The sequence below is a fragment of the Pseudoalteromonas sp. CuT4-3 genome, from assembly GCF_035666335.1.
GTDB classification, from domain to species: domain Bacteria; phylum Pseudomonadota; class Gammaproteobacteria; order Enterobacterales; family Alteromonadaceae; genus Pseudoalteromonas; species Pseudoalteromonas atlantica.
The window spans coordinates 499,583-516,008 of record NZ_CP142030.1 but is presented as its reverse complement, the minus strand read 5'-3'; the positions used below and the strand labels follow the sequence as shown (position 1 = coordinate 516,008).

12 protein-coding genes are annotated in these 16,426 nt (G+C 36.0%); 2 read left to right on the top strand and 10 right to left on the bottom strand.

Translation table 11 applies throughout. The features are described 5' to 3' along the window. Nucleotides 1–290 precede the first annotated feature (290 nt). The gene (locus VOI46_RS02250) at nucleotides 291–1,670 is read left to right on the top strand and encodes an MBL fold metallo-hydrolase (RefSeq protein WP_324738150.1); all 1,380 of its coding nucleotides are present in this window, start codon (nucleotides 291–293) and stop codon (nucleotides 1,668–1,670) included. A 367-nt stretch (nucleotides 1,671–2,037) separates the two neighbouring features. Next, nucleotides 2,038–2,490 carry a transposase gene (locus VOI46_RS02245; RefSeq protein ID WP_324738149.1) on the top strand — a complete coding sequence of 151 codons (453 nt, stop codon included), beginning with the start codon at nucleotides 2,038–2,040 and terminating at the stop codon, nucleotides 2,488–2,490. Nucleotides 2,491–2,971: 481 nt separating this feature from the next. On the opposite strand, the gene VOI46_RS02240 is transcribed toward VOI46_RS02245, so the two are convergent. From VOI46_RS02240 to VOI46_RS02195, 10 genes are all read right to left on the bottom strand, one after another. Further along, a complete protein-coding gene (locus VOI46_RS02240; RefSeq protein ID WP_324738148.1) occupies nucleotides 2,972–3,976 on the bottom strand; it encodes an NAD-dependent epimerase in 1,005 nt (334 codons plus the stop codon). A gap of 734 nt (nucleotides 3,977–4,710) precedes the next feature. After that, entirely contained in the window at nucleotides 4,711–5,781 is a 1,071-nt protein-coding gene (wecA, locus tag VOI46_RS02235; RefSeq protein ID WP_324738147.1) for a UDP-N-acetylglucosamine--undecaprenyl-phosphate N-acetylglucosaminephosphotransferase, read from the bottom strand. Between the two features lie 440 nt (nucleotides 5,782–6,221). Next, nucleotides 6,222–6,974 carry a glycosyltransferase family 2 protein gene (locus VOI46_RS02230; protein ID WP_121636924.1) on the bottom strand — a complete coding sequence of 251 codons (753 nt, stop codon included), beginning with the start codon at nucleotides 6,972–6,974 and terminating at the stop codon, nucleotides 6,222–6,224. Between the two features lie 117 nt (nucleotides 6,975–7,091). Further along, a complete protein-coding gene (locus tag VOI46_RS02225; protein ID WP_324738146.1) occupies nucleotides 7,092–7,865 on the bottom strand; it encodes a glycosyltransferase in 774 nt (257 codons plus the stop codon). 13 nt (nucleotides 7,866–7,878) lie between these two features. Next, the gene (locus VOI46_RS02220) at nucleotides 7,879–8,952 is read right to left on the bottom strand and encodes an EpsG family protein (RefSeq protein WP_121636922.1); all 1,074 of its coding nucleotides are present in this window, start codon (nucleotides 8,950–8,952) and stop codon (nucleotides 7,879–7,881) included. Between the two features lie 13 nt (nucleotides 8,953–8,965). Continuing rightward, nucleotides 8,966–9,769 (bottom strand): hypothetical protein, encoded by an 804-nt coding sequence (locus VOI46_RS02215; RefSeq protein ID WP_121636921.1) that lies wholly within the window; start codon nucleotides 9,767–9,769, stop codon nucleotides 8,966–8,968. Between the two features lie 319 nt (nucleotides 9,770–10,088). Beyond that, nucleotides 10,089–10,988: a hypothetical protein gene (locus VOI46_RS02210; protein WP_324738145.1), complete on the bottom strand. Its 900-nt coding sequence runs from the start codon at nucleotides 10,986–10,988 to the stop codon at nucleotides 10,089–10,091. Beyond that, nucleotides 10,985–12,415 (bottom strand): oligosaccharide flippase family protein, encoded by a 1,431-nt coding sequence (locus tag VOI46_RS02205; RefSeq protein ID WP_324738144.1) that lies wholly within the window; start codon nucleotides 12,413–12,415, stop codon nucleotides 10,985–10,987. Before VOI46_RS02205 ends, VOI46_RS02210 begins: the two co-directional genes overlap by 4 nt. Nucleotides 12,416–12,503: 88 nt before the next feature. Then, nucleotides 12,504–13,469, bottom strand: coding sequence for a Wzz/FepE/Etk N-terminal domain-containing protein (locus VOI46_RS02200; RefSeq protein WP_324738143.1), 966 nt, complete (start codon nucleotides 13,467–13,469; stop codon nucleotides 12,504–12,506). A gap of 251 nt (nucleotides 13,470–13,720) precedes the next feature. After that, a complete protein-coding gene (locus tag VOI46_RS02195; RefSeq protein WP_324738142.1) occupies nucleotides 13,721–16,348 on the bottom strand; it encodes an SLBB domain-containing protein in 2,628 nt (875 codons plus the stop codon). Nucleotides 16,349–16,426 lie beyond the last annotated feature (78 nt).

The window sequence follows — 16,426 nt, the reverse complement described above, 5'->3', positions numbered from 1 at the left end:
TCATAGATACTACTTCACTTATTAACTACATAAAAAGGCTAAACAATTTATAGACCATAAACTATGTAAAGTCATTTTAAGCATGCGTTTAGGCAGATTTATTTATAATTTAATTTGTTTATACCGCTTAAACCACTGGTAGTTTAAGAGCTAATTAGCTCATACAATAATGTTTACAGGAGTTAAGTTACCATTTTATGACTTTAGCAACAACAAACCGCTAAGTACTTTATAGTCAGCCATTTTAGTTCTACATTATTAATATGAGATTAACAAAACAATGAACCACTATGAAAATACTTCACCACGGAGCGATAAATGGCGTGACTGGCTCATGCCACGAATTAGTTATTAATAATAAAACCAGCGTGCTAATAGATTGTGGGCTTTTTCAAGGAGAAGACGCAAAAGATGATTTATCTATAGACTTTGATATTGCGCACATTACCGCACTTATTGTTACTCACTGCCATATTGACCACGTGGGGCGCATTCCTTATTTATTAGCAGCCGGTTTTAAGGGGCCTATTTATACTACGCCTGCCTCGGCTAGTTTGCTGCCATTAGTGATTGAAGATGCGTTAAAGGTAGGGGTTACCCGCGATATAAAAATTATAAATGCGTGCCTAAGTTTGCTAAATAAGCAGGTTATAGCGGTTAATTTTAATACTTGGTTTGAGCTGCCTTGCGCCAACCAGCAAATAGCTAAAGCGCGGTTTCAGCGTGCTGGGCATATATTAGGTTCAGCCTATGTAGAAATAGACGTTGCCATTAATGCAAAGAGTAATAAAAGCCATAGAGTTGTGTTTTCAGGCGATTTAGGTGCGCCCTACACGCCGCTGTTGCCGGCTCCAAAACCTCCTCATAAGGCCGACACATTAGTTATAGAGTCAACCTACGGTAATAAAAACCATCAAGGCCGAAAAGAGCGCACACAAACGCTAAAAAATGTAATTGAACGTGCTGTTACAGGTAACGGCGTGGTGCTAGTGCCGGCATTTAGTATTGGCCGCACACAAGAGCTACTTTACGAGCTAGAGCAGCTAATACATCAATCAGCTAAAGGATCGCCGTGGCGAAGTATTCATGTGATTTTAGACTCTCCCATGGCTGCCAATTTTACAGAGCAATATATTAAGTTTAAACACTTATGGGATGCAGAGGCTAAGCGCAAAGTAGCCAAAGGCCGCCATCCGCTAAACTTTGAAAACCTAACCACGGTTGATACGCATAGCGAGCATATCGCTATTATTAATTATTTAGCGTCGCGCCAAACTCCCGCCATTATTTTAGCTGCTAGCGGTATGTGCACTGGCGGGCGAATAGTTAATTACCTTGAGCGCTTTTTACCTGACAAAACAACCGATGTATTGTTTGTAGGTTACCAAGGCCGAGGCACGTTAGGGCGCGATATACAAAAATATGGCCCCCGCAATGGGTATGTTTTTTTAAACGATACGCGAATTACAATTAACGCACAGGTGCATACAATTAGCGGCTATAGTGCGCATGCCGATCAAAACGGATTAGTTAAATTTGTAACCGGCATGCGTAAAAAGCCAAGCCATATAAAAATTGTGCATGGTGATGATGAGGCAAAGCACGTATTAGCAAGTAAGTATAAAGAGGTGTTAGGTAGTGAAGTTAAAATTGAGATAGGTAAGGGGTAAATATGTAAAAGCTACGCTTTTATTGCGCCAGCAAGCAAGGCGCCTACGGGTGGTAAACATTAGAAATAAAGGTGGGTTTAGGCTTTTATTGTACGCGTGAAGCTTGCTCACGCAATGTTGGTAAATACGTAAAAGCGTTGCTTTTAATGCGCCAGCAAGCAAGGCGCCTACAATAAAATATACACCGAGTATAAGATTCCACGTAGGCGTGAAGCTTGCTCACGCAATGTTGGTAAATACGTAAAAGCATTGCTTTTAGTACGCCAGCAAGCAAGGCGCCTACACCACAATATACACCAAGTATAATAATCCACGTAGGCGTGAAGCTTGCTCACGCAAAAAGCACTTAAAAAGGGAATAAAACTATATGGTTAACACACAAAAACGTTTAAAAGGTAGGTGCCCTACCATTAATACTTTTTACTCCATAACTTTATGTTGTGATTTTCGTAAGCCATTATTTGCTAATTATTTAAATGCACGGTTGATAGCTAGAGAGCTTACTGTGTTTTCCAAAAGTAATTCGCTTAACACTATTTGCTTTGTAATTATGCCTGATCATATACATTGGCTTTTACAATTAAATCGTAGCCCAGAACTATCAAACCTAGTTAGAAAGTTTAAGAACATTACAACTTATAGATTTAATAAATATAACGAAACTGACGGAAAGATATGGCAATCAAATTATTATGACCACAAAATAAGAGATGATGAAGATTTAATAGCTCAAGCTAGGTATATAGTAGCAAACCCTTTACGCGCGGGATTAGTAAACAACATAAGCAAATATCCGTATTGGAATTGTGTGTATTTGTAAAAGCTTCGCTTTTAATGCGCCAGCAAGCAAGACGCCTACGGGTGGTAAACATTAGAAATAAAGGTGGGTTTAGGATTTTATTGTAGGCGTGAAGTTTACTCACGCAATTTCGCAAATATGTAAAAGCTTCGCTTTTAATGCGCCAGCAAGCAAGACGCCTACGAGTGATTAAGCCCTAAAATTAGAGGTGGGTTTAGGTTTTGTTGTAGGCGTGAAGTTTACTCGCGCAATTGGGTAAATAGGTAAATAGATAAATACGTAAAAGCTGCGCTTTTAATGCGCCAGCAAGCAAGACGCCTACGGGAGTTAAACCTTAACATTAAAGGTGGGTTTAAGGTTTTGTTGTAGGCGTGAAGCTTGCTCACGCAAATTGGTAAATACGTAAAAGCTTCGCTTTTAGTGCGCCAGCAAGCAAGACGCCTACGCCAAGGTTAAACCTTATATTAAGCGCAGGGTTTAGGCTTGCTTTTGCGGTGATATTTTACGAGTAGAAGGTTTTATACCATTTGGCTAATTCGCTTACGCCTTCTTTAACACCTACCTTTGCTTTGTAGCCAGTGACAGCAAACAGGTCTTGTGTATCTGCAAAGGTTTTATAAACGTCGCCAGCTTGCATTTCACGGAAGTTCTTTTTAGCTTCAATACCTAATTCGCTTTCTATAGCTTCTATAAATTTCATTAAATTAATAGGGCTGCCATGGCCTATATTATAAACGGCATACGGAGCAGAGCTTGTAGCAGGCGAACCTGTTTCTACTTTCCAATCGGCTTTTGGTACTGGTACTACATCTGCCGCACGCACAACGCCTTCAACAATATCGTCAATGTAGGTAAAATCACGCCACATATCGCCATTATTATTAATGTCGATAGTTTCGTTGTTTAAGATTTTTTTAGTAAATATGTATGGAGCCATATCTGGGCGACCCCAAGGTCCATAAACTGTAAAAAAGCGTAACCCTGTAGTCGGTAAGCTATATAAATGTGAATAGCTATGTGCCATTAATTCGTTGGCTTTTTTGGTAGCAGCATAAAACGACACAGGATGATCAACACTGTCTGTTGTTTCAAATGGTGTTTTTTCGTTTAGCCCGTATACAGAACTAGATGATGCGTAAACAAGGTGCTTAACTTTATTATTTCTGCACCCTTCGAGCACGTTTAAGTGCCCAACTAGGTTTGAGTCGGCGTATGCGTCTGGATTCTCAATTGAGTAACGAACGCCAGCCTGTGCAGCTAAGTGTATTACCTTATCGAATTGCTCAGCTTTAAACAGCTCACTCATAAGCGTACGTTCGCTTATATCAAGCTTTACAAATTTAAAGTTACCGTGCTCTTTGAATAAGTCTAAGCGGGCTAATTTTAAACTTACATCATAGTAATCATTTAAATTATCAATACCAACAACTATGTGCCCGGCTGCTAATAACTTTTGACATGTTACTGCGCCGATAAAACCCGCAGCCCCTGTTACTAAATACTTCATGAAATCCCTGATATTTAAATTTTAGATTAGCTCAAAAGCAATTTACTTTAGGTAAAGCAGTTGCGTTACTCTGCTTACCTTGTTTTCTTTTCAGTTAAGGTCGCATATATTGCCTATTAGTGGAACACAATAAGCGCTTCGAATAATAATTTTCGTACCTGAGAATGATCTCTCGCAGCTTTGATTTTGAATTAAAGGCCTTATTACTGCACACCATTATTTACCTAACAATTGTACGAACTATAAGCCTCACCGACACCCACACCCACACCCACACCCACACCCACATACAAAAATATAAAAGCTAGTATATATTAATGCTACTGTATGTGTGACAGGTGCACTATAAAACTAAGAGCGGTTAAGTAAGCGATAGAAAGTACAGCGCCTTCAATAATAACCTATATAACGAAGTACTGTCCTGTATAAGATTAACTTTATACCGCGAAGCAAGCTCAACTTTATTGCTGCTGCCAGTAAAGTCTATTTATGTTTATTTTTGACTAGATGGTACACGTATTATCATTAGCGCATAGGTACATACTTTTAGCAAATAAGTATAAAAAGTTGTTAGGGGAAGAGGTTGGGGTTGGAAGGAGATATAAGCTCTGCAGTGAAAAAACCATGATGACTGTTGATAAAGGTCTAACCCAAGTAGCACTTTATTTTAAGTGTCACTTGGGCTTAAAGGTATTCATATAGAGCTATATATTCAAAGGCCTTTTATAAGGGGGTTATTGCTGTATTGTAATTTCAGAGAGCCCTAGCTTACACCTTATGTAATTAATTACTTTACAGTAATTTGCAAGGGCGTATAGATAAAGGCTAAATACGACTAGAAAGCTATAAAACATATAATACTCTGGAATATTATACACCTCTCCCAGCATTCCAATTCCAGAAAATATTGAAGCAATTAAACAAATTAGCGCCAATGTTTGCATTGGAGAGCAGCCTATTCTCTGACAAATATGATGTAGATGTTCCCGGTCTGGCTTAAACGGGGATTTTTTTTGCTTAATTCTGCGTATCATGATCGCAACCATATCCATAAGTGGCACAGCTATTAGCCATAAAGCTGTAACTGGGCGTATCATTGGGCTACCTGGGTTTTGACTTGCTCCAATCAGTAACCAAATGACAGTAAAACCGATCATCATACTGCCCGCATCCCCCATAAACACTTTGCGTTTGCGACCAACCAAGCCTAAATTCATTAAAATATATGGGATCATTGTCACAACGAGTAAGATGCATAAATAGCTAAGCTTTTGCTCACCCGACCAAGATAGTAATATAGCTATGCTGCCAAATGTAACAATTGATAACCCACCAAGAAGTCCATCGATACCATCGACCATATTAAATGCATTAATACAGCCAATCACTGCGAATACAGTAATCACAGGCCCAAGCCATGAAAGAATAACATCTCCAATCCCAAACATATTACCCAAAGATTGCATCTGAGCACCTGCAAAGTAAATCATAACGATAGAGATAGCCGTCTGTACGATGATCCTAAACTTAACGCTTAAGTCATATTTATCATCAAGCATACCGATCGCTGTAAGTGCAGTGATACAAAGCATAAAGAGGTTTTCGTGATTGATCATGCCTGGGTGAGAATAAATGTAATGAACAATTGTTATGCATATTGCTACTCCACCAACTAAGGGGATATTACCTGTATGGGCTTTTCTGCCAGAGGGAATGTCCACAAGTCCAATATTGCGTGCTACCTTACGCATTAAGAATAGCATTGCGAATGCAATAACAAATGTGAATAGAAGATCTAAAATCATATAAATTTCCGTGTTAACTAGCTAATAGTTAACTTAATCTGTGTTATTTCAGTTAATTAAAGCACCTTCCAACTTAAAAGTGTGCTTTCTGAATTTATTTTAACAATTACAGCTAAAGTTAGAATTTTACTAAATACACTTACGCATACCTTGGTGAAAAAAGAACTTAAAGTATTGTTTTTTATTTTTTTTAAAGTCGGCTAGTAACGCATCTAAGCATTATAAATTATTTATAGCCTTTCTAAACAATAATTAGTAAAAATGAAATAATTGTGCCTTAACATGGATGCACACTAGGCAGATCTTATTATTCATTTCTTTGTTTAGCAATACACTGTTCCTCTATTGTATAGCTGAACTCTGAACACGCATTGAATAGAAATGTAAGCTTAAAAACCGACTCTAAGAGTGAAATTCAGTTACCTAGGCTTCTAGAGGTATCACGACTTGCGAAACAGAGCTCTCCATGCATAAAAGGTAAAACATGTAACAGCTTTTATGAAAGGAAGGCTTTCTACTTCACGATAAATTTGCCACTGCCGCTTAGCCTTTTTTATTTTGTTTCTCGAAATTGAGTTAGGCATTATTCTGTAACACGTTAACACCTCACTTAAAAGGTAAGCATTTTTCCCTGATTTTAATAACTTTAGCCATGTTGCATAATCTTGCCCTGTTCTTAATAATGGCATAGTAATATCAGAAAAAGCATTACGCCTTAACATCACAGTAGAGCAACCTAAGGTTGCTTTTTTTCTTAGCATGTCTTCATATGTAAAAAAGCCAGCTTGCGTTGCATCTACAGTTTTACCTATTGACTCCCCACGATGATCAATTAAGGTATAAGCAGTAAAAGAAAAATCGATGTTATCCCCCATAAAGGCAACCTGCTTTTCAAGCTTATTAGGAAGCCAACAGTCATCACTATCAATAAACGCTATATAGTCGCCTTTAGCATGGCTTAATGAGCTGTTACGAGCGACGGCTGCACCTGAATTAACGGCATTTTTATAAACTTTTACCCTTTTATCTTTTTCGGATATTTCAAGCAACAATTGATATGTTGAGTCAGATGAGCAGTCATCAGTTACTAGCCATTCCCAATTATTAAGCGTTTGCGATGATATGGACTCATAAGTTTTTAGCAATTCTGCACTAGAATTATAAGTCGCCGTAATAATCGAAATAAGGTGCATATTTAACTCTTCGTTTGCAAAACACTCTAATAGTGTATTTGACTAAGATTTATCGGTAAAAAATTCTGCATAGTATATAGAGATAAACCTTAGATTAAAGCTCTAGAAATGAAATAATCATTTTATAATGTAGTTTTTTAACATCAGTTTCATTTTTTCATAAAAAGATAACTCCGCTGGGATTTTTATTGCCCACCGTAGCATTAGCGCAAAACGTATATAAAAAGGATAAAAGCGCAATAAGTATCCTCTAGCACAGAATCGACCAGCATGATCTATATCTCGACTTTCTATATTAGTTGTGTGATAGCAAGTGGCTAGATCTAAATAGCTTACTTTTGCATTAGCCTTAAATAAATCTAATATAAATTTATTTTCTTCACAGCAAGGAAGCTTTGTGCCTAAACCCAAGTTAGTATCGAACTTAATTTTTTTAGCATTGACGAACTCTCGACTTACAATGATTTCAATAGATGATATCTTTAAAGAATTTGTCAGCTTATGTGAGCTATGAAAAGCATAATTCTTATAAAAATCGTTGTGATTCTCTAATGACTTTACTTTAATAAAGTGAAGGTCATCATTAGAGTTTTGAAGAATATTTACTAACTGCTGAAGAGCATCAAATTCTAACTCAATATCATCATCTTGTACCCACAGCCATTTGCTCTGACTATTCGTAAGCAACATATTTCGGCTGCGACTTAACCCAGATTCAGTCGTTTTTATTACTTTAACCCTTTCTGATAGTTGAGTTACAGTATTAGTAGGCTCTCGTTGTGAACATATTAAAAAATTGACTCTATGATCTATTTTATCAATATTTGTCTGAAGATATTCTGTCAACTTATTTAAAGAAGCTGCAACTGTTGATATGGCAATTGTTAACATGGAGGCCTTACTATTAGAGATTAATTTGTCCTAAAATATTATAGGGTATGTATTGTTCTGAATTAGTCATTTTAAAAACAAAGAACATAATTATTAAGGATATGATAAATAGGTAAGCTAATTTACCCTCACCTTTGAACACCCGCATTAAATAGGTTAAAAGCACAATATTTGATATATTAAAAATAATCACAAACCTATCACTTAAGTCCTCAAACTGCATAAACAATATACTTAAGATAAGCCCAACAAAACTAAGGTTAAAGAATAGCTCAAAGTACTCAAACCTTTTTGCTAACCTCTCATAATAATAAAGTAAAATAAAAAACATTAACGGCTTTTCTATAAATGAGAAAGAAAATGGCTTTGGCTCACCAGCAGATACATAAGACTTAAACGCGTAAAATATGATATTAGAGTTAGGTAAAACATCCGCTATCAATTTAATTACATTAATGCCTTGCAAAAATAGCGCGCTAATTAAAATAGATATGAAAACGTGCGGTTTAAATTTATTATTAATGAAAAAGTACAAAGGGAAAACTAAAATCAAACTCACATGAAAAGTAATAGCTATTAAATTTAATAAAAAGTAAGCATAAGCATTTCTAGATTTTATAAACTGTATTGAATATAGAAATATCGCGACAGCTAAACCTTGCCTTAGGAACATCATATTAAATTGAAAATAACCATAACGCATATAAATTAGTAGTGCGAAGATAGTCATAGGAGTGTAAATAGATACACTCTTGTAAGTTAGACCTATTGTGATTAGTGCTGTAACAACGAGAAAAAAATTAAAATCATCAAAGATAGAGTGAATGATAAAGTTATAAGTTAAGTAACCTTTTTCTAAGCGATTATTATCAGAAAAATAGATAAATAAGTTAGAAATATACTCTGGAGCGTCGTAAAACACTTGATGGTACACTTCCCAATCTGGCTTAGCCCCCACTTCATGCCTAAGCCCTGCAAACAAAGCAAGTATCAGTACTAAAAAATAGCCTAAAAGGCTGTAATCTTTTTTTGCTATAGATGAGTACGAAAAAAGTGTAAGTACGACAACAAGTATAAGATAAATCATTTATCGGAAAACACTATTCATCAAGCTTCAGATCTGAAATAAGCCTTTCATATAAAGACTCTTTATCAAATACTGTATTTTTATCTAAATTATCTCTTCGGAGTTGCTCGTTCCAAAGGTGGACAGCCTGAGCCCCATCCAAATTGATGTGCTCGTCACTGGCAAAGAAAATTTTCTTCCAGTCCGCCGATGAAATTGGGTAATATTTTTGCACAGAAGCTGCATAGTTTAATAGCCCCCCCTTCTTTACAAAACCAGTAAGAGCTTTGGGCCCTGTAATACCCCATGGCAAATATGAAAAATCTCCTCGCCCCCAAGTTCTACCAATAAGTTTTCTTATTAAGAATTTAAATGTATCCCAGCGTGTAAATTGAAAAGGGTTATCGCAATATTTACTTAAGTTAGAGAAAAGCTTGTTACCTGCGCTTTTAGTACCAATTACAGCATTGTTGATATAGGTTTCGTTTTCAAAGCCAAAGTCTAATTCGTCATTAATATAAAAAGGCGACAAACAAATAACATCCATATCAACCCAATAGGTATTACTGCACTTTAGGAGCATTTCGTACCTAAAATGGTTTGCAAATCCAGCATAACTACCTTTGCCTTTACCTGTCACAGACCCGTAAGTAAAAACTTTATTTTTTGGCAGTATAACATTAGCATCTAGCACTTCTACACCATCTGGTATGTTTGATACTTCATCATAGGTATACAAATACACCTTATGCCCTGCACGTAAAAAAGAGGTTAAACACACTCTTTCTAATCTAGATAAAGCACCACCTATCCATAACGATCTTATTTCTGCCAACATTTAATACCTATTTTTTCTATACTACTATTTATATATAAATATAATAATAGTGATTTTTTATATAAAAATTCAGAAACTCTCTTTTAATCATTCGAGCATGATACATATATAACCTCAATTTTCTTGAAGTTTATATAATGTACCCAATGAACTTTTTCTTTACCTTTTAAATAAAACTGATGTTCAGTAACATATTGCAATACACTTAAGGTAACTAATACCATTATATCTCTTACATAAGCTAGACATAAAAAGAGGTAAGACTTAACTTCTCAATCGAGAAAACATATAAAGCAATATAAGATTAATACAATAGACTTTATCGTCTTAGAGAATTTAAATTGTAGAAATTTAATAGAGCAGACAACTGTGTGTCATTTCTAGCCTTCCCTACATTCATAGAGCTTAGTGATTGGTTGTAGCCAGTGCTTAATTGAAGGTATCTAGTGGGCCAATCTCGCTTATCATTAATTTTTTTACAGTCTACTCCACTTATGTGGGCTATTACTTTAAACCATATATCATCAGCGCTATCAGCCAACTCCATAAATACTTTTTCATTAAAAACTTCGTTGCTCAGCAGGCCAGGAGGGAAAAGCATGCCAGCACCGGAAGTTAAAAATACATCCTCCTTCAAAGAAAAGCTATTAGCTTCATACTCCCATTTGTTATATGGAAGTATTTTTCCTTTTTTATTGTACTTAACTCTATGCGCTCTAGTCCCCAGTATTACATTAGGTAACACTAAATGCTCGCGTAGAAGACCCTCTACCATGTCTTGTGGGTAAATAAAGTCATCATCTATAGTTATAATAATGTCATTTGGGTATTTCTTTGCAGTTGGAATATACTTTTTATAAGATTTAATATTAGAAACAAACTCAACTTCCAGCCCGAATTCATATAAGCTCGATAGCGTTAAAGGTATATCACTTTCTGAAAATTCGGATTCATCCAACCACAGAACAATCTTATTAGGTCTAATAGTCTGTGATAGAATTGACTTTATTATATAGTGAACTTCATGAATCTGTTCTCCATATGTAGTGAACGATACAATTACACTTTTATCCCTTATGTCTGCAAACCTTTTATACTCGTTGAAGTCAGCTAAATCTAGTTGCACCTTTTTGGCTTCGAGTTTAATAACATTGCTCATGTTATTAACTAAAAATGGCATTTTCAGCAATGCACGAAGGTGTTTAAAAAAAACACTCACACTTTTACCCTCTTCTTTAATAATTTAGTTAGCTTAGAGTATTGTAAATATAAATAGCTGCGATAAAAGAAAGTATAAAAAACTAATACTGTACACCAAATTAGAGCTTTCGAAAGTGGTGGAAAGTCATGAAAAACCACCTGTAATGTACATAGTAAAATTACAATTAAAAATTCAAAATATTGTCTAAATCTAGGGAACGAGATCCAAATTCTTGAAGATATTTCGCATCTAAATACATAATAAATATAAAACGAGATCAACGTTGCTACAGCAGCCCCACCCGAACCTAAAAAAGGTATTAAAAGATAGTTTAAAACAAAATTAACACCTAAAGTCAGTATTGACACAAGCATAGAATAATACGTTTTTTTCTTTACATTGATACCCATAGATGTAGCTTCTGACATCGTGTAAAAAAGCGGATATCCAACACAGCAAATAATTATACTTGAAACCAGTTCGTAATTATCAGGAAGTATAATTGCTACTAATGGCGAGAAAATACCTACAATGCAAAATAGATAAAATATAACCACACCCATTAAACTAACAACCGACCTAATGTTTTTCTCTATATCTGGGTGGTCTTCGTTTTTGTAAATAGCCGGTGCCCATATAGTACTAAAAACAGATCTTATTATAACTACAGCCGATGCAAAACTAACAGCAACACTATATAAAGCCAGCTCATTTAAGGAAGATAAGTCTTTAATCATTAACTTATCAATACTTGTCAACCCCCAAAATGCTAAGCCACTTAAAATAAGGGGCAATCCGAAGCTAAAACCATCTTTTAAATCTTTGAAGTTAAATTTATTTTTTTCAAATAAATTTAGAAAATTATAAATTTTAAAATTTTCTATAAGTAAATAAACCAGTAATACAATATTAGATAAAAGATATACATATAAAAGGCCATCAAACATAACATCCTCTAAGTACAGTATACTTATAAGAGCTAGTGAAATGACTAACTTTGGTATTATTTGAGAAAAAGAAAACTTTAGTGCCTTACCTTCCATTCTAAGGTTCAATGAAAGATACCGATTAATTAGAGTAACAATAAATGACGAAATTATAATAATTGCAGTTGCATCATTACTAATTTCAAAAAGATATTGTAAAATACTTACTCTATACGCATAAAAAAGATAACTAAATATACCAAGAGAAATGATCCCCGGCATAATACAGGTTATCATCAAGCTGACCTTCTCAGCTTTGTAATACTCCCTCATGTAATACTGATCTAATCCAAGAGTAAAAACCATTACAACTAAATTACAAATCAAATGGTATATAGATACCCGACCTACATCCTCCATAGCAAAGGTCCATGCTAATAAAGGAGTAATTAGTAAGCCTAAAAATGCACTCATTACTGGACCAGTTGTATAATGTAATAGATCTTTAATTTTAACCAATATTATTTTCTCTAATATATCGTTTTAAATTTATAGAGTAATACTCAAAATAATCTTTAATAAAGAGATTCAGTAACATTTAACCTATTTACTTACTTTTAGGGAAATAAAGCCTAATAAGTACGATTGTTACCCCTATAAAACACCCTAATAAAGTACCGAATATACAAATAAGTGCACGTTTGGGCTTAAACTTTTCCTCTGAAACTAATGCTGGATCTATTGTTTTAAATACATACTCATCCCGAACATTTGCGAACATAATGGTTTTTGTTTGCTCTTCTACTAATTTGTATAGCACGGCACGTATATCAGCAATTTTTGTTTGATCTAATTGCTGAGTTAAAAATTCAGTGCTTTTATTAGCCTCTAACACATCACGTGCTTTCATGGTTTTATTTATATCTTGTATTAACCACTTTACCCACTGCTGTGCTACGTAAGGTGATACATGCTCAACTGCAAGCGTTATCATTCCACTTTCTTTGTCTAAGTTTGCATTAACAATCTTTCTGAACTCTTTATAAGCCTCTTGCATTGATGGCTCAGCCTTAAAAGGTGCTTTAACTTCACGTATCCACTTATTTTGCTCTGCAATATAAAGCTCTTCATCATAAACAATGGTATTCGTTTCACGGTTCCAAGCTTTAGCAGCCATTAAATTGGGTAAAATATTATACTTTTGAATAAATTCGCTGCTAAACTTGCGTGACTTAAGTACTTCAAGCGCCAATTGCGTTTTATCAACCCCACCACCGGCACCCAAGTTAACACCTGCTAAACTAGCAAGCCCACCAAATTGGCCAGCTAATGCGCCTAAACCACCTTGCTGCTGAGCTTCTGCTGGTGCCAATAACGCTTCAGATTTATAAACATTCGGAAGACTAATAGCGTAAAAAACTGATGCCACAGCAAATAAAATAGTTAAAGCAATAACTATCAACTTGCCTTGCCAAATAACGGTAAATAGTTCACGAAGGTCTATTTCATCATTGGCAATATCATCAGTCACTGAACCATTTGCTTGCTTTAGGTTATTTGAGTTGTTTTCCATTTAAATCTCATAAGTTTAGCTATCAGCTATTAAAATTGTACAACATGAATATCACATCAAGTTATTCTTCTAGAGCTAGGAGCTTCTCGTGCTACCTGCCACCAATAACTACAAATAGACCGCCTACTTTTACATTTACGCGGTTTAATACTACATCTACAAGTGCACTTTAAACTAGGGAGTATACCGAAGCGCTAGGAAGAAAACGCAATGTAAATAAAGCACTTACTTTCCTGACGCCTCTATAAATATTAGATACCGCTTATAGCTGCTACAGCTACACCTAATTGGTATACAATTTGCGTTGCAGTACTCCAAAGCGTTAGTTTGTCCATATGACTTGCATCCATAGGTATTACTATTGTATCGCCAGGTTCTAGCTGCTCTGAGTTATTAGCAGCAAACCAGCCACCGGTGTTTGGTATTTTTACTGAGCCATTTGCTTTAATTATGTAAATACTGTCTTCATCAGCGCGATCTTTTAAGCCACCACTTAAATCAATGTACTCATCAACACTTATACCGGCTTTATATAAATGAGAGGTAGAGTAATTAACTTCACCTATTACGCTAATTGAATCGCGCTTGCTGGGTACATATAAAACATCTCCGTCTTGAAGGACTAGGTTTTGCTTGTTTTCAACAATCAGTGGTAAATCGATAACTAAACGCCCCACCGCTTCAACACTTGCTAAATCATTTAATAGTTTATTCATTTCATCATATGTAAGCGTGTTACTACTTACAGAGTTCTGAAAGCTTTTTGATGCAATGTCACGGCGTAACTCGGTTGATAAGCGGGCTAGCTGTTGTTGCTCTTGTTCTTTAATTGAAGCGCGGGTGAATACAGCGGCTTTTTGTTCAGCAAACTCAGAAAAGCCTCCAGCGCGCTCTAATAGTTCTGTTAGTGTTTCGCCGCGGCGAATTGTGTATGTACCAGGAAACCTTAACTCACCTTTAAGCTCTACTTTTACGTTTTCTTGCCAATTTGGGATAGCGAATACGTTAATGCTGTCTTTACTTTGCAATGTAATGTTGCTTTGTAAATCTCCACGCATCGCACTTTCAAGGTCTAAACGCAAGTGCTCTATTTTAGACGCATCGCTTGCAACAATACGCGTAATTTCGGCTTGTTTTACGTAGGCAGACTCTAGCAAGCCACCTGCAGCGGTTACTAAATCACGTACATCACCGCCTACCATTAAAGGGTAAACACCTGGAAATGTAACATTGCCGCTAATTTCTACTAGCTGCATAGCCTGATCAACAGAGGCTTGTTGCTTAAATTTGGCAATAATCGGGGCTAAAAGGTTATGACGGCTAAATAAGGCGTAATCTTCAGGTTTTAGCTCAAGCTCGGCTTCTTCTTTTGCTTTACGTTTTGAAATTTCGGCGATGGTAATGGCTTTATTTTCTTCAAAAAGAAATTCCTCTTCTTCTTGGTTTATGCCGATGTATTTTTCAAACTCTTTTTGCTGATACGTATGCCATTGCTCAGCTTTAAGCTGCTGCTCTTGCTGCTCTTGACTCAACGCCATATTAGCAAGTGCTGATTTTTCAGCTTCTTTTTCTTCAAAACGGCTAAATACTATGATTTTGTCATTAGCTTTTAATGCTAAATTGTTTTCAGGGTTTTTAATAATGGCTTGTGCTACATCAAACTGGTGCGCTTCTATATCACCATTTATGTTAATTTCGCGAATAACTAGGCCGTAGCTTAAATCTGCTTGTGGCAGTAAGTCGCCACGTACTGATTTTAAAACATCAGAAATACGCTTACCTTGATACCATTGATAATTACCCGGGCGCGCTACAGCACCAATTAAGCTAATAGAGTTTTGGTATTGTGAGCTAACAGAATTAAAGCGTACACGGTCGCCATCTTGCGGGATGTAGTTAATTTGTGGCTTAGTAAAGTCTACTGATAGCACTTCTTTACGATCAAAATTGAAACGCTCTACCACGGCATTTTTAGCATAAGCACCGGCTTTTAGGCCCCCTGCCATAGTGAGTAACTGCTTAGCTGTTTCGCCTTTTTTAAGTTCAAATATTGCAGGGCGTTTAACTAAGCCATCTACAGCAACTTGGGCACCGACTGGTGGCACAAAAACAACATCACCAGGCTTTAATACTATGTCGTTGCTGCTGTCTCCATTGATTAGTAAATCGTAAAGATCGAAATTAGCTACTGTTTTACCAGCGCGTTTTACTTCTATGTTACGCAGTGAAGCTATTTCAGACACACCACCACTTACAAACAAAGCATGTGATACGGTTGTTAAAGACGAAACGCTGTAACTGCCTGGTTTGTAAGCTTCACCTAATACAAGTATGCGCATACTACGCAGTTGGCCCAGTGATACAAAGGCTTTTACACCGATGACTTCTTGCTCAACTTTTACTTTTATTAGTTCTTTAATTTCGGAAAAAGTTAAACCTGCGACTTCTACAGGGCTTAAATCGGGAATGCTAATTCGTCCTTCACGGTCAATAGTTACATCAAAACTATCGCTTTCTTTTCCGTAAAAGTTAATTTTTAGTTGATCCCCAGGACCTACTATATAAGTGTCAGGTACGGCTGCATTTTCACTTGGCATAAATGTGGTGGGTTCACCGGCAAAAAGCTCGTAGCCGTAAGGTTTTAATTCTTCTGTTTTTGGTTTAAAGCGCTCTTCGTCAGTTAAATCTTCTTGTTCTTGTTCTAGTTTTTCACGTTCGCCGATTGTAGGCTGCTGCTCTTTTGTATTTTCATTACTCGATTGATTAGCGCCGGTAATCGTAGCAATATCTACACCGTATTGTTTTGCTAGGGCTTCTTGTTGGGCTTTTGGCAATTTTTTAAATTGCTCAATTTGAGAGGCTGTTGGCGTAAAAGCCATCGCACTAAAACTACAAACTAGAATAAAAGCACTAAAAAATTGTATAAAAACTTTCACGAGTAGGTATATCCCTAGGTC